This is a genomic window from Mesorhizobium sp. M0296 (assembly GCF_040321675.1).
GTDB lineage: Bacteria > Pseudomonadota > Alphaproteobacteria > Rhizobiales > Rhizobiaceae > Mesorhizobium.
In genome coordinates this window covers 542,706-560,520 of record NZ_JAMYRZ010000001.1, presented here as the reverse complement: position 1 = coordinate 560,520, position 17,815 = coordinate 542,706, and the positions used below count along the sequence as shown (strand labels likewise).

The following is a 17,815-nucleotide window of genomic DNA, read 5'->3' as shown; positions in this document are numbered from 1 at the left end:
CGGGCGTGGCGCTGTAGCCGAAGGCTGGTGAGATCGGAATCAGAAAGGCCACCTGCGCTCAACGGCCGTTCGCCCGGCGGACCCGCCAGATGACATTACCGACGTCGTCGGCGACGAGCAGTGCGCCAGTCTGATCGATAGCGACGCCGACCGGACGGCCCATCGCCTCGCCATTCCGCCCGATGAAGCCGGTGAGCACATCCTTCGGGAGACCGCTCGGTTTGCCCCCACGGAACGGCACGAAGATGACCTTGTAACCGCTGCGCACACTCCTGTTCCACGAGCCGTGCTGGCCGACGAAGGCGCCGTTGCCGTAGGCCGGACCGAGTTGCGCGCCTTTGGAGAAGGTCAGTCCCAGCGAGGCGGTATGAGAGCCCAGGGCGTAATCGGGCTTGATCGCTGCCGCCACGAGATCGGGGCGCTGCGGCTTGACGCGTTTGTCGACGTTCTGTCCGTAGTAGCTGTAGGGCCAGCCGTAGAAAGCGCCGTCACGAACCGAGGTCATGTAATCCGGCACAAGGTCGTCGCCGATCTCGTCACGCTCGTTCACGGCGACCCAAAGCTGGCCAGTCTCAGGATTCCAGGAGAGCCCGTTCGGGTTGCGCAGGCCCGAGGCGAAGACCCGAGTGCGGCGGGTAGACCGATCCACTTCAAGGACAGCGGCGCGGTTCTTCTCCGCGGCTATGCCGTTTTCTCCAACGTTGCTGTTGGAACCAACGGTGACATAGAGCTTGCGTCCATCCGGAGTTGCGATCACGTCCTTGGTCCAATGATGGTTGAGGTCCCCGGCCGGCAAGTCGATGATCTTTTCCGGCGACGTGCTGACTCGGGTCTGGCCATTGGAGTAGGGGAAAGCGACGAGCGCATCGGTATTCGCGACATAGAGCTTGCCTTTGGACAGCGTCATGCCGAAGGGCGAATTGAGGCCTTCCGCGAACGTCGTGCGCACATCCGCAATGCCGTCGCCATCGGTGTCGCGCAGGAGCGTGATGCGGTTGGCGCTTTTGGTCGCGGCGCCAGCCCGCTTCATAGCCAGGTCCATGAAGACCTTTCTAAGACTGAAGCCTTCGTCATGCTTGGCAGGGGCATTGGTTTCAGCAACCAGCACGTCGCCGTTCGGAAGCACATGTAGCCAGCGCGGATGGTCGAGGCCGGTGGCGAAGGCGTTCACTGTCAGCCCCTTCGCCGGGGTCGGCATACCTTCTTTCTGCCAGCCTTTCGCCTCGGCGATGTTAACAGTCGGGATCAGCGTCGGTCTTGGTTTCGGTAATGTGGGGTTGGGGCCATAGCCGGATATTGCCCCGGTTTTTTGCGCCGGAATGCCAGCGCAGCTTGCCATGACGGTGCCCAACACCGCTACGAGTACGCTTCCTGGGAAGCCGGCATGCATCGGACGTCCTCCGCATCGATTTGTGTCGCGCTCTTTGTGCAAACGGAAGTCAGTGGCTTATTCTTCCAATTGCTTCGAAACAGCGGCGCTCGTAATCCGAGGGCCAGGAATTCGCGACAGATCTGCGCTCGGTAGAAATATGGCGCGAGAAGATTGTGGCAACCGCGCGAATATCTGTCGCGCAATATGCATCTCACATTTGTATCGCGCGAAATCGGTACGGCTTGCGCTTTTCGGTATCGAGTTGCTCATGGGCCAACATGCGTTCGAATGGAAGGAGACCGTGAACGGCGGGACCACAACGACCCACCGATTGCACCAGCTGGTGAAACAGCTGTTGTTGCTGCTTAGCAAGACGCCGCAAATCTGCTAAAGTCTGCGGTGGGAGGAGACGGATATCCAATCGCTGCCGATAGCACATCCAAGTGTAGCGAAGGCGACACCCGGCGCATCACTTCCGCTCGCCTATTCCCTCGCGACGCTCTGCTGGCTCCTGTCGGCCGGCGTCTATATCGCCGCCAAGTGGGTTGCCCCCGAGATGCCGCCTTGGGCGCTCTGCTTCTGGCGGCTGACGCTCGCGTGCGCGATCCTGCTGCCTATCGTCCATCGTCATCACGGGGCGATGCTCGTGCTGATCCAATCCCGGGTGATCGAGGTGCTGGTCATCGGCACTATCGGGCTAACCTTGTGTCAGGGCATGATCTACACGGGCCTCAACTACACCAACGCGACAACCGCCGGCATCATCATGGCGCTGTCGCCGATCATGACTATGGTGCTTGCCCGCTTCGTGCTCGGCGAGCCCCTCGGTATCTGGAAAGCGCTTGGAGCGCTGGTCGCTCTGGCCGGGATGGTGGTGATCGTGGCGCGCGGCGACCTTGCCGCGCTGATGCAGCTGCAGTTCAATCCCGGCGAGTTGTGGATCGTCGGCAGCGCGTTTTGTTGGGGCCTCTACACCGTGCTGCTGCGTCGCGCCAAATTCGCTATCGAGCTTCTGCCGATGGTGGTCCTGCTGCTGGGAGCCGGCGCGCTGGCCGCACTGCCCTTCTATCTCTGGGAACTGTTTTCCGGGGATCGTTCGGCGCTGCATGCGAACGGCCTTCTGGCTCTCGCCTATGTTGCCGGCCCCGGCGGCGCTCTGATGTACTATCTCTACAACCGTAGCGTCGAGACACTTGGTGCGGGGCGCGCCAGCATGCTGCTCTATCTCCAGACCGCCTTCGTCGCCGTTCTCGCTTATCTGGTCCTTGGCGAAAGCTTGCACGACTACGATCTCGCCGGCGCCGCCTTCATCATCGCCTGCCTGCTGCTCGCCACCGCGATCAAGCCGAGGCAGCGCACGGTGCGTGTCGCGTAGGCAAACATCAGTTCCGCTGCTTCGGCGAGCAGCTCGCAAAATCAGAGCGCCACCCGAAGCAAGCCGGGTCACTGAAGCCGGCTGTTGTGGCGCAGCACGAGGCCGACCGCGCCGAGCAATGCGTCGTTCTCCGTGTGCTTGCCAACGATTATCCGCGTGCGCAGCGCAGGCGCCACATCGCGGGACTTGATGAGCGTGTGGCGTTCATATGATGCGATCAGTGGCGCCAGGAGAATGTCGCCCGCCAGGGCCATGCGGCCGCTGATGATGATGAGCGGCGGATTGAGAACCGAACCGATCAGGCCAAGGCCACGGCCGGCGAACTCGGCGGTGTCCTCGATCATCCGCAGCGCCCTCACGTCGCCCTCCTCGGCCATCATGATCACGTCGTCCATCGTGACCGGCCGCCGCACGATGCGCGAAATCTGCTCGAGCGGTCCGGCAAAGCTGGCATAGAGCTCCAGGCATCCTCGATTGCCGCACCGGCAAAGGTCGCCGCCGGGATCGATGCTGATGTGCCCGAATTCGCCGGCGCCGCCGGCGATGCCGCTCACCAGCCGACCGTGCTGGACAATGGCCCCGCCGACGCCCAGATCGACCTTGAACAGCACGAAATCGTCCTGGCCGACGGCCGCACCCCACATCAGCTCGGCAATGGCCGAGCAGTTGCTCTCATTGTCGGCGAAGATCGGCTGTTCAAGGACCGGCCCGAACACATCGCGGATGTTGACCCCGGCCCAGGTCGGAACGATACTCGCGCGCAGCACCACTCCTTCGCGGCTGACTGGGCCCGAGACGGAGACCCCAACCCCCAGGAGCCCCGCCATCGGCAGACCGTTCTCTTCGTAGCATCGGGCAATTACTGACTTGGCGAGCTGGGCCGCCTGTTGCGGCTGGTAGTCCAGACCCATGGGGATAGTTTGTTCGGCAACGAAAGAATGCGAGACGTCAGCGACGACACACCGCATCTCGTCGAGGCCCAGATGGATGCCGACGCAGGTGCCCGCAGCGGGATTGAGCGTCAATGTCGTGGCAGGCCTGCCGATACCCCTGGCCGCGTCATGATGGGCCGAGGATTCGATCACCATCCCTGACTTTCTCAAGCCGTTGAGCGCGGTTGAAACCGTCGACCGCGCCAAACCGGTAATGCGGGTAATTTGCGACGCAGAAAGCACGCCGCGCTCGCGCAGGCATCGGACGATCAGGCTCTCCGGCGACGCCGACGGCCTGTCGATCAGCCAATTTCTAAGCGAAGGTTTGTTCATGATGAGCACAAAGCACGTTGACTGATAGCCCAAATATGTCATCTTGGAAAGAACGGAGATTACTGCATCTCGCCGGCCACGACCTCAAATCGCGGGCCACAAGCGGTCGATACGAACCGTGCATCACATATGGGAGTGAAACGATGAAATACCTGAGGACGGCCTTTGCGGCCGCTACCGCCTTCACCTTGATTACCGGAACAGCCCTCGCGGAGCCGAAGACCAACCTCTTGCATCAATGGGCCACCGGATCGGACGCCCAGGCTATCGCCAAGCTCGGCGAGATGTTTACCGCCAAGGGTGGCACCTGGCAGCAGACCTCCATCGCAGGCCATACGGCCAATACATTGGCCAAACTGCGTGCTGATGTGATCGCTGGCAATGCACCTCCCGCTGTGCAGCTAAAGGGCCCCGAGATCGCCGAATGGAACGAGACGGGCATGACAGCCAATCTCGACGACCTGGCGAAGGCGGAAAATTGGGAGAAAGTCGTCGCTCCCGAATTGCTGCCGGTGATGAAGCCGACCGGGAATTGGGTGGCCGCGCCGATGAACATCCACCGCATCAACTGGCTGTGGGCATCGCCGAAGGTCATGAAGGACGCGGGCGTCACCGAGATGCCGAAGACATGGGCGGAATTCAACGCCGCCTGCGACAAGATCGTGGCCAGCGGCAAGATCTGCATTTCGCACTCGACCGCCGACTGGACCGACTCGACCGTCTTCGAAGTGGTCGTGTACGGTCAGGACCTCGATCTCTACAAGAAAGCTTTCGTCGAGGGCGACGTCGACGCCATGCGCAGCGACGGCATGGTCAAGGCCTTCGAGCAGTTTCGCACCATGACCTCGAAGTACATGGACCCCGGCATGAACGGGCGTGACTGGGATACCATGTCGCATCTCGTTGGCCGCGGCGAGGCCGCCTTCCACATCATGGGCGACTGGACGATCGGCCTGCTGACGGCCGGCGGCTTCAAGGAGGGCACCGACTATGTCTGCGCTCAGGCGCCGACCGATTGGGGCAAGCCCGGTTTCATCCTGAATTCAGACTCGGTCGTGTTCTTCAAGCAGAAGGACCCGGACTATATCGAGGGACAGAAGCTGCTTGCCAGCATCATCCTGTCGCCCGAATTCCAGACCATTTTCAATCAGACCAAAGGGTCCATTCCGGCCCGCCTCGACGTCGATCTTTCGAACGGCTTCAATCCCTGCCAGCAACTCTCGCAAAAGGATCTGCAAGCCTCGATCGCCGCCGGAACGCTCGTCCGTTCGATGGCGCACAACATGACGGTGCCGCAAAAAGTCCGCGGCGCAATGATGGATACCATCACCGAGTTTGTAGCGACGCCGGATATGAGTGCGCAGGACGCGGCCAATGCGATGGCGGATGCGGCCGAAGCGCAGAAGTGACGCTGCCGATGATGGCCGGGGGCGAAGCGCCCGGCCAGACTTCGCCGGAGCAGCCCGATGTCCACCCATGATCTGATGGTACCAGCTGCAGCTGCCGCGGCCCGTCCGTGGCGCGAGCGCCTGGGCACGATGGTGCCCATTCTGGTGCTGGCGCCGTCGATAGCGGCGAGTTTCATCTATGTTTTCGTCTTCACGCTCTGGACGCTCTACATCTCGCTGTCCAATTCGTCGCTGTTGCCGACCTATGGGTTCGTCGGCCTGGACAATTACGCTTCGCTCTGGGCAAACCGGCGCTGGAACATCGCCTATACGAATCTCTTCCTGTTCAGCGGCTTCTATATCGTTGGCTCGATGGCCGTTGGCCTGCTGCTCGCGATCGCGATCGACCAGCGCGTCCGCGGCGAGGCGGCTTGGCGCACCATCTTCCTCTACCCGTTGGCGGTGTCCTTCATCGTCACCGGTACGGTGTGGAGTTGGCTCTATAATCCTGTCGACGGTATCCAGGCCTTCGTTCGCGGGCTTGGCTGGACCGACTTCAGCTTCGCCCTGACGGCAAACCGCAATACGGCGATCTATGCTGTGATCATAACCGGTATCTGGCAGTCGTCCGGCTTCGCAATGGCACTTTTCCTGGCCGGTCTGCGGTCGGTCGATCCGGATCTCGTCAAGGCCGCGCAAATCGACGGCGCGTCGGTTTTCCGGACCTATCGCAGGGTCATCCTGCCAACCATCGCCCCGATATTCCTGGCGGTGGCGGTCATTCAGATACAATTCGCCATCAAGACCTTCGACCTGGTGGCGGCGTTGACGCGAGGCGGCCCAGGTGTGTCCACCACCTTCCCCGCCATCTATGTCTACGACCTGATGTTCCAGCGCGGCCAAATCGGCGAAGGTGCCGCCGCGGCGATGATGATGCTCGCTGCGGTCGCGGTGGTGCTGGTGCCGTATTCCTTGTGGATCGTCTGGCGCCGGCGAGCGGAGGGCCGCAATGGCTGAAATTGCCCCTAATGCCCGTTTTGATCCGGAAGAAGCCGCTGCCACGCGCCGGCATTTCTGGAGCCGCTTCCTTGTCTATGCCGTGCTGACGCTTTTCGCGGTCGTTTATCTCGTGCCGTTGCTGGTAGTGATCTTCAACTCATTGCGCGAGCAGTCGGAGATTGCCCGCAACGGCCTCATCTCCGTACCGCGCAGCTTCCGGTTCGATGCGTGGGCGCAGGCCTGGGGATCCTACTGCGTCAGCGGTACCTGCGAGGGAATGAAGCGCAATTTCTTCAACTCCCTGGCCATGACGATCCCCGCCACCATCATCTCGACCATTCTCGGCGCCATGAACGGCTACATCCTCTCCAAATGGCGCTTCAGGGGCTCTGAACTGATCTTCAATCTGATGCTGCTCGGCGTATTCATGCCCGGCCAGATTTCGCTGATGCCGTGGGCGTTCCTGCTCGGCAAGCTCGGCCTGACCAATTCCACATATGGGCTGGTGCTGATCCACGTCGTCCAGGGCATCTCGTTCACCACCCTGTTCTGCCGCAATTTCTACGTCAGCATACCGGACGACCTGATCAAGGCGGCACGCATCGACGGCGCCGGCTTCTGGCGGATCTTCCGCAAGATCATCCTGCCCCTGTCGCCGCCCATCCTGATCGTCACCGTCATCTGGCAGTTCACCGGCATCTGGAACGAGTATCTGTTCGGCGTCGTCTTCACATCGGGCCAGCAGCAGCCGATCACAGCGGCACTGGTCGCGCTCACGGCCGGCGGCACGACCGCACGTGCTTACGATGTGATGAGCGCAGCCGTGCTGATCGGCGCGTTGCCTCCGCTGCTGATCTATCTGTTTGGTGGAAAATACTTCGTGCGCGGCCTCACCCAGGGCGCCATAAAATGAGGCGTCGCCCATGTCCGCGTTGATGATCCGCAACCTTCACAAGAGCTACGGCTCGCTCGAGATTCTTGCCGGCATCGATCTCGAGGCTAAGACCGGAGAATTCGTCGCCCTTGTCGGCCCGTCGGGTTGCGGCAAATCAACCTTGCTCGCCATGATCGCCGGACTGGAAACCGTCACGTCGGGCGAGATATGGATCGGCGACCGGCTGGTGAACTCGGTGCAACCCAAGGACCGCGATATTGCGATGGTGTTCCAGTCATACGCCCTCTATCCCACCATGACGGTGCGCCAGAACATCACCTTCGGCATGGAGAGCCGCGGCGTGCCAAAAGCGGCGCAGGCGGAAGCTGTCCAGCGGGTTACCGCACTCCTGCAGATCGAACAGCTGCTTAAACGCAAGCCCGGCCAGCTCTCGGGAGGCCAGCGGCAGCGCGTTGCGATGGGGCGTGCCCTCGTGCGCGACCCGAAGCTGTTTCTGTTCGACGAGCCCTTGTCCAACCTCGACGCCAAGCTGCGCGTCGACATGCGTACCGAAATCAAGAAGCTTCACCATCGCGTCGGCAAGACCACGGTGTATGTCACCCACGATCAGGTCGAGGCGATGACGCTTGCATCCCGCATTGCGGTGATGAACCAGGGCTCGGTACAGCAGTTCGACACGCCGAAACGGATCTACGACCGGCCGACCAACATGTTCGTTGCCGGTTTCATGGGATCGCCGGCGATGAATTTCATTCCCGCCCGGCTTACGGGCTCGACCAGCATCTCGGTACGCGCCGCTGACGGCAGCGACGTCAGCCTCGCCCTTGCCGCGCCGATGCCCGCCGGCGCGCCAAAAGACGTCGTGCTCGGTATCCGGCCGGAACACATCTACCGTTTCACGACCGATCTGAAGTCGCGCAAACCTGCTGTAGCGTCCATGCAGGCGCCGGTCGAATTGGTCGAGCCTACCGGGGCCGAGACGCTTGCCGTGCTCAGGCTGGGTGACCTGGAGATCACCGGCCGTTTCGAGCCGGATGACGCTCCCGTCATGGGCGAGACGATAACGCTCGGCATCGACATGTCGCGCGCCTGTCTGTTCGATCCAACAACCAAGGCGCTTCTGTAGTTTGATGTCCGTACAATTCGCGACTTATCCGAGCTTGACCGATCGGGTCGTGCTGATCTCCGGCGGCGCCTCCGGCATTGGCGCCGATATGGTCCGCGCCTTCGTGGCGAACGGCGCCCGGATAGCCTTTCTCGATGTGCAGGACGAACCAGCGGAGGCGTTGGTGCGCGAGCTCGCTGGTGCCGCCGGGCAGGCTCCGTTATATCTCCATTGCGATGTGACCGACGTCGATGCGCTAAAGGCGTCGGTAGCAGGCGTGCGCGCGCGGCTTGGTCCGGTTGCCGTCCTGGTGAATAACGCAGCCAATGATCAGCGCCATCCCATCGACGCGGTAACGGCCGACTATTGGGACCGCAGCTTCGACGTCAATCTGAGGCATCACTTCTTCGCCGCGCAGGCAGTGCATCCGCATATGAAGGAACTCGGCTTCGGCTCGATCATAAACTTCTCCTCCATTGCCTGGCGGTTCGGAGCGGACCAGATGGTGGCCTATGCCACCGCCAAGGGGGCCGTGGTGGCGCTGACGCGTGCGTTGGCGCGGTCGTTCGGACCGGATAACATCCGCGTCAATGCGATCGAACCCGGCGCCGTCATGACCGAGCGGCAGCGCGAGCTGTGGTTCAAGACGCAGGAGGCAGTCGACCAGACGGTGCAGCGGCAATTGATCCGCCGCGTCCTGCTGGGCGAGGAGATTGCACGCACCGTGCTCTTCCTGGCGGCCGACGACAGCCGCATGATCACCAAACAGTCCATAACCGTCGATGCCGGTCTGCGCTAGTGACGCCTCTCCGCTCTCCATTGGAACCGCCAAGCTGATGTTTCGTCTCGGCCTCAACCCTTACGGACTGACCTACTATCTCGGCCTGCAGGGCCGCGGCACGCCGCGGCACAATCCGGACGGCGTGGGGCTGGAAGGCTTCATCACGCTGGCGCAGGAACTGGGCGCACGCACGCTCGAGATCTACGAACCCTGGTTGACCGACTTGACTGACGCCGAAATCGTCGCCCTGCGCAGGCGTCTTGCCGCGCTGGACATCGTCCCGGTGGTGAGCGGCGGACTTCTAGTGGCAGGTCCGCTGGACAACGCCTTTCGGGCTGCGCGCCTGCTCGAGGCGACGACGATCCGTATCGCACTGACGCCTGTCCTGTGCGGCGACCGCAATGCGTGGGGTCCGAAATGGAGCGAGTTCAACGCAACGATTCGCGCTGCCTTGACGGAATGGGGGCCGCGTGCGGCGGCCGAGGGACGCGTGCTCGGCATCGAGAACCATCAGGACTTCGGCAGCGACGAACTGGTTGCGTTCTGCGAACTTGGCGGGCCGGGTGTCGGCATCACCTACGACACCGGCAACACCTTTCCTGTCGGCGAGGCGCCGCTTGCCTTCACGCGCCGGATCGCGCCCCATGTCCGCCACGTTCACCTCAAGGACTATCGCGTCCAGTTCACGGATGAGGGCTACCGCCTGGTCCGCTGCGCGATCGGCGACGGCGCCGTGCCTTTCGCCGAACTGGCAGCCATCCTTGGCGAGCACCACGACACGCTGACGGCGGTGCTTGAGCCCGGCGCGCTGGAGGCCCGTCACGTTCGCTGTCTCACCGACGACTGGTGGAACGGATATGCGCCGAAGACCGCCCGCGAATTCGCGGCCTGCCTGAGTGCTGCGCGCCTGAACCGCCTTGCGGACGACGCCGACTACCGCACGCCATGGGAGCGCGATGATGACGGTGCGCTCGTTTCGTACGAGCTCGACATGATCCGGCGCAGCGCCGCCAACATGATGAAATTCGATTTCATTGCAATGGAGAAATCAGCATGACTGCCCGAGAACTCAGCGGCCTGACCGCCTTCGTCACCGGCTCGGGACGCGGCCTCGGCCGCGTGATGGCCGACCGCTTGGCCGAACTTGGCGCAAACGTCGCGGTCCACGACCTCGATTGGGCCCGGCCATCTCAATATGGCGAATTCGCGGACCTCGGCGACTCTGCCAGGGGCTTGGAGAAGCATGGGACGCGCATCACCGCGGTCACCGGCAACATCGGCGACAAGCAAGCTGTCGCGGAAATGAAGAGGAAGATCGAGGCGGAGCTCGGCGACGTGCACGTCTTGGTAAACTGCGCCGGCGGCGACATCGGCGCCAAGGGCGTAAAGCCCAATCCCAACAACGCACTGGACATCGACTACGAAGACATCAAGGTTCTAACCGAGAACAACCTCATCGGCACGATGCTGGTCTGCCAGGCGTTCGTTCCGCCGATGGTCAAGCGTGGCTCAGGCTCGGTGATCAACATCGCCTCGGCGGCAGCGCATATCGGATGCTCGCCCGAGGTGGTCTACTCGACGCTCAAGGCGGCTGTCGTCCATTATACGCGCTGCCTCGCCAAGGAACTGATCGACGATGGCGTACGCGTCAATGCGGTGAGCCCCGGCGCCACCAAGACGGCACGGTTCCAGGCGAGCCGCGTGGTCGATCCACAGCGCATGGATTCGAGCAAGAAATCGCTGAACCGGTATGCGGAGCCTGAAGAGATCGCCGAAGCGGTTGCCTTCCTCGCCGGTCCGCGCGCGCGCTTCATCAACGGGCAGGTAATCCGCGTCGATGGCGGTTTCACGATCTTTCCAGGTTAGGCCGCGATCGTCCATACCGGGTACCGGAAGCAACTTCGGCATCGCGCGCTGTAGATAGCTCCGCCCGAGTTCGGCCAGAACTATGCACTGCATTACAGTCGGAGCTTGACAAAAACTGCGGTATAGCGGGTATATTAATCGAATAATATGACGCCACCCCTGGTGAGGAAGGCGGTTGGCAAACCAAGGAGGAGACCAAGATGAGCCGCTACAAGTCAGTCGGATTCCTGCACGGCATGGTTTTGGGCGTGGCCCTGACGACCGCGACTGCGGCCCATGCCGAGACCTTGACGCTCTATTGGAACGCCGGCCACGCCTATCAAGCTTATGCCGATGCAATAGCAAAGTTCGAGGCCGATCATACCGGATGGTCGGTGCAGTGGGAGAAATTCCAGTGGCCGGATATGCGCACCAAGCTGGTGGCGGATTTTGCTGCGAAGAGCCCGCCCGATCTCGTCGCCGAATCCGGCGGCTGGGTGCAGGAATTCGGCCAGCGGAATCTGCTGCGGCCGCTGAACGACTTCATCGAACAAGACGGCAAAGCGATCGGCTATCCCGACGACTGGCAAGCCTATTCCGTCGAGCGCAACAAACTTGGCGACCAGTACTATGGCGTCCAGATCCACCTCACCTGCGCCACCCTCGTCTACAACGTCGATATGCTTAAGCAGGCGGGCTTCGACGCGCCGCCTGCGACCTGGGAGGAGTTCCTGAAGGTTGCCAAGGCGACGACGACCGGCGCCCGCTTCGGCTTCGCTCCCAACCCCAGCATCGGATATTATTCGTCGTGGCTGCTGCAGAACGGCGTAAGCTATTACGATCCCAAGACAAACAAGGTCAATCTCGACAGTCCTGAGGCGATCGAAGCGATCCAGTTCCTCGCCGACCTGATCCACAAGGAAAAAGCAGCGACCAAGCCGGCGGCGGGTGCTGACTATGAGGGTCCGCAAAAGCTGTTCACGGCCAACCGGGTCGCAATGATCATAACCGGTCCGTGGGACGTGAAGCCGATCCGCTCGGGCAACCCGAAGCTCAACTGGGCGGTTGCGCCATCACTCAAGCACAAGGTGCAGGCGACGTTCGCGGGCGGCGTCAGCGTGATGATCCCTAAGGACGCCAAGCACCCGAAGGAGGCCTGGGAGTTGTTGAAGCGGCTCGTCGCGCTCGACACGGAACTAGCGGCTACCAAGGAAGCGGGCATGACGATGCCGCGCAAATCCTGGGCCGAAAACGCCGAGGTTCAGGCCGATCCGGTCATCGGCAGCTTCAGCAAATGCCTGCCTTACGCGCAAGACGTCACCGCCTAGCTGCGCCTCACCGGCAAGCACGCGCGAATCGAGAAGCTTCTGCAAAGTGCGCTCGAGGATATCATCTACAATCAGAAGCCAGCAGCCGAGATCATGCCGAAATTCGCGGCCGAGGCCAACGTCATCCTGGCCAACAACTAGGCCGATGATCGTCAGCGGCAGCACCGATACGGCCGATACGGACATTCGCGTCGGCGCGATGCCGACCCGGCGAGCTGCCCGCCTCAGCCGGCGCACCAGACAAACGCTTCTCGCTTACCTGCTGCTGTCGCCAGCAATCCTCTATTTCTCGGTCTATTTCTTCTATCCGATAGGACTGGAGTTTTGGGCGAGCCTGTACAGCGGCCAGCCGCTGATCGGCGAGAGCCGATTCGCCGGACTGGACAACTACGTTGCTGCCCTCGGCGACGCGCGCGTTCGGCAGTCGCTCTTCGTGACGCTGGCCTTCGCGATAGGCGTCACCGCGGCCAGCATCGCTATTGGCCTCGGACTGGCGGTCGTGCTCAACCGGCCGATCCCGGGGCGCACTCTGATCCGCGCAATCATCTTCTTTCCCTACATCACCTCCTTCGTGATCGTCGCGTTGATGTGGCAGGCAATTCTCGATCCCTACACTGGCATCTTGAACAGCTTCCTTGCCGAGGTTGGGCTGCCGACCCAGAATTGGCTCGGCGACACCTCGACCGCGCTGCCGACCCTCATCGCCATCACGGTGTGGAAGGATGTCGGCTATGCCATGCTGATCTACCTCTCCGCGTTGCAGTCGATCCCGTCCGACTTCTATGATGCCGCATCCATCGACGGCGCCACGCCGACGCAGCAATTCCGCTATCTGACCTGGCCGTTGTTGACGCCGACCACGCTGTTCATCGCGGTCGTCAGCACGATCAGCCAGCTGCAGGAGCTGGCGCCGGCCTACCTGATAACCAAGGGCGGACCGGCCGACGCGACGCGGTTCTTCAGCCTACACGTGTTCGAGGCAGCCTTCTTCGAGCTCAACATCGGCTACGCCTCGGCGCTGTCTTTCCTGATGTTCCTGCTGATCCTGGCCATCACCTTCGTTCAGTTCCGCCTGCTCAACCGCGAAACCACCTATTGAGGTTGGCATGACATTCGCAAAAACGCTCCCGTCCTACCTACTGCTGCTCTTCTGCGTGGCGCTGTCGATCTTTCCGTTCCTCTACATGCTTTCGCTGTCGCTGCAGAGCGATGCCGACGTCTTCAGCGGCATTCCGATTCTGATCCCCGAGACGTGGCAATTCACGAATTACATCGACATCTGGCAGAAGGCGCCGTTCGCGCGTTTCACGCTCAACAGCTTCATCATCGCCGGCGGGATTACCTTCCTCCATCTGATCTTCGATCCGTTGATCGGCTACGTCTTCGCGAAGATGGAATTCGCCGGTAAGCGCGTCATGTTTGTCGCGGTGCTATCGACGCTGATGATCCCATTCTTCATCCGCATGATCCCGCTCTATGTGCTCACCGCGCGGATGGGATGGCTCAACACCTATCAGGGCCTTATCCTTCCATTCGCCATGAGCGCCTACGGGATCTTCCTGATGCGGCAGTTCATCCGTCCGATTCCCGACGAGTTGCTTGACGCTGCACGGATGGACGGCTGCTCGGAACTCGGCCTTTACTGGCGCATCGTGCTGCCGCAGGTCCGTCCGGCACTGGCGACGCTGGCCCTCCTCACCTTCGTGTTCCAGTGGAACGAATTCCTCTGGCCGCTGGTCGCCGTCAACACCACCGAAATGCGGCCGATCACGACGGGACTGACGCTTTTCAACCAGGAATTCTTCACCCAGTGGAACCTGACGGCGACGGGCGGGATCATTCTCTTCATCCCGAGCCTGCTGCTGTTCCTCTTCACGCAGCGCTACTTCGTCCGCAGCGTGATGCTGGCAGGCATGAAATGACCATTCGGAGTTATTGCACCCTATGACGTCCCGCCGACCGAACGTGATCGTCTTCTTCACCGACCAGCAGCGTTGGGATACCGTTGGTGTCCATGGCAATCCGCTCGAGCTTACGCCAAATTTCGACCGCCTCGCCGGGACCGGCACGTTCTTGGCGAATTCGTTTACCTGCCAGCCCGTTTGCGGCCCCGCCCGCTCCGTCTTTCAGACGGGGCGGTACCCGACCATCACCGGCTGCTACCGCAACGACATCCCGCTGCCTAAGAGCGAGCGCACGCTCGCGCATCATTTCACCGCGGCAGGTTATGACACCGCCTACATCGGCAAGTGGCACCTGGGGTCCGCCGAGCCGGTCACCCAGGAACAACGCGGCGGCTATCGCTACTGGCTGGCCTCCAACATCCTGGAGTTCACGTCCGGCCCCTTCGACACCGTCGTCCACGACAATGACGGCAAGGCGGTGAAGCTGCCGGGATACCGCGTCGATGCCCTAACCGACGCTGCAATCCGCTATGTCGCATCGAGGGAAGACGAGCCGTTCTTTCTATTCCTGTCCTTCCTCGAGCCGCATCACCAGAACCAGACGGACAACTACCCTGCCCCGCTCGGATACGAGGACAGGATCCGCAAGAAGCTCGCCATTCCCGGCGATCTCGCCGCACTTGGCGGCACGACAGCAGAACATTTCCCCGGCTATCTGGGCATGGTCGCGCGCCTCGACGAGGCGTTTGGACGGCTGATCGAGGCGCTCTACAGCCTTGGCCGGCTTGACGACACGATCATCCTCTTCACCTCCGACCACGGATGTCACTTCAAGACCCGCAACAACGAATACAAGCGTTCCTGTCATGAGGCGTCGATCCGCGTGCCGACGCTATTCCACGGCCCCGGCTTCCAGCGCATCGGCACATATGAAGGCCTAGTCAGCCTCGTCGATCTCGCGCCGACCCTGCTCGCCGCGGCCGGCCTGAAAGTGCCCAATTCGATGCAGGGCGTCTCGCTGCTCGACGCGCTGCAGGGCGAACGGCCGCCGTGCGACGAGATATTCATTCAAATCAGCGAGCACCATGTCGGCCGCGCGTTGCGCACCAGACGGTGGAAATATGAGGTCGAGGCGCCGGGAAAAGACGGCTGGCGGGATTCCGGCAGCGATTTCTATGTCGAGGCGAGGCTCTACGACCTCGATGCCGATCCAAACGAACTAACCAATCTCATAGCTTCGCCCGATCACGCAGAGACGCGTGCATGGCTGCGAGGCCGCATCGTTGCCCTGATGGAGGAGGCCGGCGAGGCAAGGCCCGAGATCCTTGCCGCCGGGCATGGAAGCTGGAATGAAATCCGGCTGAGCGACAGCTGATCATGTCATGTCGCGCAGCGGATCCAACAATGCACGAGAGAAGTTCCGATCGCAGAAAGGCGCCGACCATGGCCGATGTCGCCCGGCGCGCCAATGTATCGACCGCTGCCGTGTCGTACCTGCTCAGCGGCGACAGCACGCGCCTGAAGTTCGTCGGCAAGGAGGCGCGGCAGCGCATCCTCGAGGCCGTCGCTGAGCTCAACTACGTGCAAAACCGCACCGCGCGGCAGCTGCGCCGCCAGCAGGCCGAGCGAATCTGCCTTGTACTGCCTCGTCTCGGCGTGCCGTTCAGCGACCGGATCGCGCAGGATATCCAATCTGCAGCGGCGCTGAGGGGATTTTCGACAATTATCACCGCGGGAGACACCTTCGAGCGAACCGACCGGATCGTGAGGGAAATCGAGAGCGGGCTGGCAGACGGCATTATCGCCGACTGGCAGCATCTCTCCGAGCCCGAGGTGATGGTCTTGGCCGCGCGCCTGGCGGCCGCGGGCCGGCCAGCGGTGATCTTCCATCCGACCATCGAGCCGGCAGGCTTCTCGGTTGTGCGCCAGCATACCGGCAGGGCCGTCTTCGAGGCACTCGACTACCTCTACCGAGCCGGCCATCGCTGCATCGCCTATATGGTGCATGAGCAAGCTGTGGACGGGAGCCGTCTCGCCGCCTATCGCAGCTTCCTGCAAGCACGCGGCCTTCCGCTGCGAGACGACCTGGTGATCGGCGGTGCAGAGGCGCGCAAGGCTGCGTTTGCCAATGCTACGGCGCTGGCCGCCCGCAAGGATCGGCCGACCGCCCTTTTCGTCGAATCCGATCTTGCCGCCGTGACCGCCCTGCACGCATTCGAGGAGGCCGGCCTCTCCGTGCCCGGCGACATTGCAGTCATCGGCTGCGGCAATATCGACGAGGGCGAATTCAGTCATCCGGCATTGACGACAATCGGCCCCGAAACTGCCCACTACGACCATCTTGCCGATCATCTGATCTCATTGATCTCGGCAACACCGGGCGCAATACCTACCCTTTTCAGCGTTTCGTGGCAGTTGGTCCGTCGCGCGTCCGCATGAGCAGGATCGCCGCTATTTGACGCCCACGCTTTCAGGCCAGAGGACCTGGATTTCCTTTGGCAGCGCATCCCGCACCTTTGCCGACTGGCCAAGGTCGATATGCCGTGCAAGCACACGCAGCACAGAGCGTGCCGCATCCTCGAGATCGACAGGACGGGTCGATTTCAATTCATCGGCGATGTGTTGCAGGAATTTCTCGAGCGAGCGTGTCTTGTCGGGCATGTCGGCGGGCCGATAGCGATCATAGTAGGCGCCGCGCACGAGCAGCGGCAGTTCCGCTCCCAATTTGGCCGCCAGTCCGATCTGCAGCCTGTCGCGAAGGGTTCGCAGAACGGCGCCCAATGTATGCCAGGCGACGTGTCGATCCGGACCAAGATCCGCCATGATCTCGTCAAGCCAGATGTTTGTTATTTGCAGCGTTTTGTCGAAAACGTCCAAGCCGGTTGCGCTCATCGTCGCCTCCTCGAAAGGTTCTGCGGGCGAAACGGCGACCGGAGATTATTGTTTCGTGGTCCTGTGAAAATCGTCCTGGCAAAGCGGCGGAAACCGGTTCGGTCGGAGAGCCTGTCGGCGTCAGGTCTGCTCGACACTCTGCATCTGCTGGATTTCGGCGATCTGTCGGAAGCGGCCGTTTTCCACCCCGTTGAGTGCAGTCACAGCGGCCAGATTGTCACCCTTTTCATCCCACCGAACGGGCTCGCGATAAGCGATTCCCTTGAAACGGATATTGTGCACCGCCGCCAGAACGTCGCGCCGGCTCGGATGTCCCCTTGGATACAGTGCTGGCGTCTTTGATCGCGGCAAGGAGAAGGCAGGCCGAATCGTAGGCATTCACGGCATAATTGCGCTTCGGCTTCGCCGTCCGACGATCTCGCCAGCTTCGGCGAGCGTCGCTTCCAAGCAATCCCTTCGCGCGTCAACGACGCCCGTTCAACCTTCCCACAGTTGTATTCGGCGCCTGCGTTCCGATCATTAAAGTCGGCCTTGCTGATCCGAAAGGTGGTTGTCCTCCGCCTAACTGAGCTTGTGCTCATCGGTTCCGAACGCCGTCTCAGCAATGAGACCAGTCCTCACGTTGCCCGAGCCCGGGTATCTCTTGACTGACTGAGCGGCCCGCGC

Annotated in this window: 17 protein-coding genes and 1 pseudogene; 13 read left to right on the top strand and 5 right to left on the bottom strand. The window is 61.8% G+C overall.

Annotated features, from left to right (window positions below; translation table 11 throughout):
* Nucleotides 1-58: 58 nt before the first annotated feature.
* Nucleotides 59-1,390, bottom strand: a complete 1,332-nt coding sequence (locus NKI97_RS02745; RefSeq protein WP_352448121.1) for a PQQ-dependent sugar dehydrogenase — start codon at nt 1,388-1,390, stop codon at nt 59-61.
* A 397-nt stretch (nt 1,391-1,787) separates the two neighbouring features.
* Between NKI97_RS02745 and NKI97_RS02740 the strand changes: the two genes are divergently transcribed.
* A complete protein-coding gene (locus tag NKI97_RS02740; RefSeq protein WP_352832580.1) occupies nt 1,788-2,747 on the top strand; it encodes a DMT family transporter in 960 nt (319 codons plus the stop codon).
* A 68-nt stretch (nt 2,748-2,815) separates the two neighbouring features.
* Here NKI97_RS02740 and NKI97_RS02735 read toward each other — a convergent pair whose 3' ends face one another.
* Both NKI97_RS02735 and NKI97_RS02730 read right to left on the bottom strand, forming a co-directional pair.
* Complete coding sequence (locus NKI97_RS02735) at nt 2,816-3,772, bottom strand: ROK family protein (protein ID WP_352821254.1); 957 nt, start codon at nt 3,770-3,772, stop codon at nt 2,816-2,818.
* A 66-nt stretch (nt 3,773-3,838) separates the two neighbouring features.
* Nucleotides 3,839-4,012, bottom strand: a pseudogene (locus NKI97_RS02730) (ArsR family transcriptional regulator); the annotation flags it as partial.
* Nucleotides 4,013-4,155: 143 nt separating this feature from the next.
* Between NKI97_RS02730 and NKI97_RS02725 the strand changes: the two are divergent.
* From NKI97_RS02725 to NKI97_RS02670, 12 genes are all read left to right on the top strand, one after another.
* Nucleotides 4,156-5,421, top strand: coding sequence for an ABC transporter substrate-binding protein (locus NKI97_RS02725; RefSeq protein WP_352448123.1), 1,266 nt, complete (start codon nt 4,156-4,158; stop codon nt 5,419-5,421).
* Nucleotides 5,422-5,478: 57 nt separating this feature from the next.
* Nucleotides 5,479-6,417 carry a carbohydrate ABC transporter permease gene (locus NKI97_RS02720; protein ID WP_352448124.1) on the top strand — a complete coding sequence of 313 codons (939 nt, stop codon included), beginning with the start codon at nt 5,479-5,481 and terminating at the stop codon, nt 6,415-6,417.
* Nucleotides 6,410-7,312, top strand: coding sequence for a carbohydrate ABC transporter permease (locus tag NKI97_RS02715; RefSeq protein WP_292660005.1), 903 nt, complete (start codon nt 6,410-6,412; stop codon nt 7,310-7,312). The genes NKI97_RS02720 and NKI97_RS02715 overlap by 8 nt, the downstream gene beginning before the upstream one ends.
* A 10-nt stretch (nt 7,313-7,322) precedes the next feature.
* Nucleotides 7,323-8,420, top strand: coding sequence for an ABC transporter ATP-binding protein (locus NKI97_RS02710; RefSeq protein WP_352448125.1), 1,098 nt, complete (start codon nt 7,323-7,325; stop codon nt 8,418-8,420).
* A 4-nt stretch (nt 8,421-8,424) separates the two neighbouring features.
* Entirely contained in the window at nt 8,425-9,198 is a 774-nt protein-coding gene (locus NKI97_RS02705; protein WP_352454144.1) for an SDR family NAD(P)-dependent oxidoreductase, read from the top strand.
* 37 nt (nt 9,199-9,235) lie between these two features.
* Nucleotides 9,236-10,237: a sugar phosphate isomerase/epimerase family protein gene (locus NKI97_RS02700; protein ID WP_352448127.1), complete on the top strand. Its 1,002-nt coding sequence runs from the start codon at nt 9,236-9,238 to the stop codon at nt 10,235-10,237.
* Entirely contained in the window at nt 10,234-11,046 is an 813-nt protein-coding gene (locus tag NKI97_RS02695; protein ID WP_352448128.1) for an SDR family NAD(P)-dependent oxidoreductase, read from the top strand. Before NKI97_RS02700 ends, NKI97_RS02695 begins: the two co-directional genes overlap by 4 nt.
* Before the next feature lie 200 nt (nt 11,047-11,246).
* Nucleotides 11,247-12,353: an ABC transporter substrate-binding protein gene (locus NKI97_RS02690; protein ID WP_352832534.1), complete on the top strand. Its 1,107-nt coding sequence runs from the start codon at nt 11,247-11,249 to the stop codon at nt 12,351-12,353.
* A 145-nt stretch (nt 12,354-12,498) separates the two neighbouring features.
* Entirely contained in the window at nt 12,499-13,452 is a 954-nt protein-coding gene (locus tag NKI97_RS02685) for a carbohydrate ABC transporter permease (protein WP_352448130.1), read from the top strand.
* Nucleotides 13,453-13,459: 7 nt separating this feature from the next.
* The gene (locus NKI97_RS02680) at nt 13,460-14,275 is read left to right on the top strand and encodes a carbohydrate ABC transporter permease (RefSeq protein ID WP_023675500.1); all 816 of its coding nucleotides are present in this window, start codon (nt 13,460-13,462) and stop codon (nt 14,273-14,275) included.
* A gap of 22 nt (nt 14,276-14,297) precedes the next feature.
* Nucleotides 14,298-15,632, top strand: a complete 1,335-nt coding sequence (locus tag NKI97_RS02675; RefSeq protein WP_352448131.1) for a sulfatase family protein — start codon at nt 14,298-14,300, stop codon at nt 15,630-15,632.
* A 68-nt stretch (nt 15,633-15,700) separates the two neighbouring features.
* Nucleotides 15,701-16,696 (top strand): LacI family DNA-binding transcriptional regulator, encoded by a 996-nt coding sequence (locus tag NKI97_RS02670; RefSeq protein WP_352448132.1) that lies wholly within the window; start codon nt 15,701-15,703, stop codon nt 16,694-16,696.
* A gap of 12 nt (nt 16,697-16,708) precedes the next feature.
* Here the strand turns inward: NKI97_RS02670 and NKI97_RS02665 are convergent, their stop codons facing one another.
* Together NKI97_RS02665 and NKI97_RS02660 are read right to left on the bottom strand one after the other, a co-directional pair.
* A complete protein-coding gene (locus NKI97_RS02665; RefSeq protein ID WP_352832530.1) occupies nt 16,709-17,149 on the bottom strand; it encodes a DUF2267 domain-containing protein in 441 nt (146 codons plus the stop codon).
* A 120-nt stretch (nt 17,150-17,269) separates the two neighbouring features.
* Complete coding sequence (locus tag NKI97_RS02660; protein ID WP_352448134.1) at nt 17,270-17,431, bottom strand: hypothetical protein; 162 nt, start codon at nt 17,429-17,431, stop codon at nt 17,270-17,272.
* Nucleotides 17,432-17,815 lie beyond the last annotated feature (384 nt).

Coding starts and splice junctions, on each gene's coding strand:
- NKI97_RS02745 (WP_352448121.1), bottom strand. CDS start 1,390: ATGCATGCCGGCTTCCCAGGAAGCGTACTCGTAGCGGTGTTGGGCACC.
- NKI97_RS02725 (WP_352448123.1), top strand. CDS start 4,156: ATGAAATACCTGAGGACGGCCTTTGCGGCCGCTACCGCCTTCACCTTG.
- NKI97_RS02720 (WP_352448124.1), top strand. CDS start 5,479: ATGTCCACCCATGATCTGATGGTACCAGCTGCAGCTGCCGCGGCCCGT.
- NKI97_RS02715 (WP_292660005.1), top strand. CDS start 6,410: ATGGCTGAAATTGCCCCTAATGCCCGTTTTGATCCGGAAGAAGCCGCT.
- NKI97_RS02710 (WP_352448125.1), top strand. CDS start 7,323: ATGTCCGCGTTGATGATCCGCAACCTTCACAAGAGCTACGGCTCGCTC.
- NKI97_RS02705 (WP_352454144.1), top strand. CDS start 8,425: ATGTCCGTACAATTCGCGACTTATCCGAGCTTGACCGATCGGGTCGTG.
- NKI97_RS02700 (WP_352448127.1), top strand. CDS start 9,236: ATGTTTCGTCTCGGCCTCAACCCTTACGGACTGACCTACTATCTCGGC.
- NKI97_RS02695 (WP_352448128.1), top strand. CDS start 10,234: ATGACTGCCCGAGAACTCAGCGGCCTGACCGCCTTCGTCACCGGCTCG.
- NKI97_RS02690 (WP_352832534.1), top strand. CDS start 11,247: ATGAGCCGCTACAAGTCAGTCGGATTCCTGCACGGCATGGTTTTGGGC.
- NKI97_RS02685 (WP_352448130.1), top strand. CDS start 12,499: ATGATCGTCAGCGGCAGCACCGATACGGCCGATACGGACATTCGCGTC.
- NKI97_RS02680 (WP_023675500.1), top strand. CDS start 13,460: ATGACATTCGCAAAAACGCTCCCGTCCTACCTACTGCTGCTCTTCTGC.
- NKI97_RS02675 (WP_352448131.1), top strand. CDS start 14,298: ATGACGTCCCGCCGACCGAACGTGATCGTCTTCTTCACCGACCAGCAG.
- NKI97_RS02670 (WP_352448132.1), top strand. CDS start 15,701: ATGGCCGATGTCGCCCGGCGCGCCAATGTATCGACCGCTGCCGTGTCG.
- NKI97_RS02665 (WP_352832530.1), bottom strand. CDS start 17,149: ATGAGCGCAACCGGCTTGGACGTTTTCGACAAAACGCTGCAAATAACA.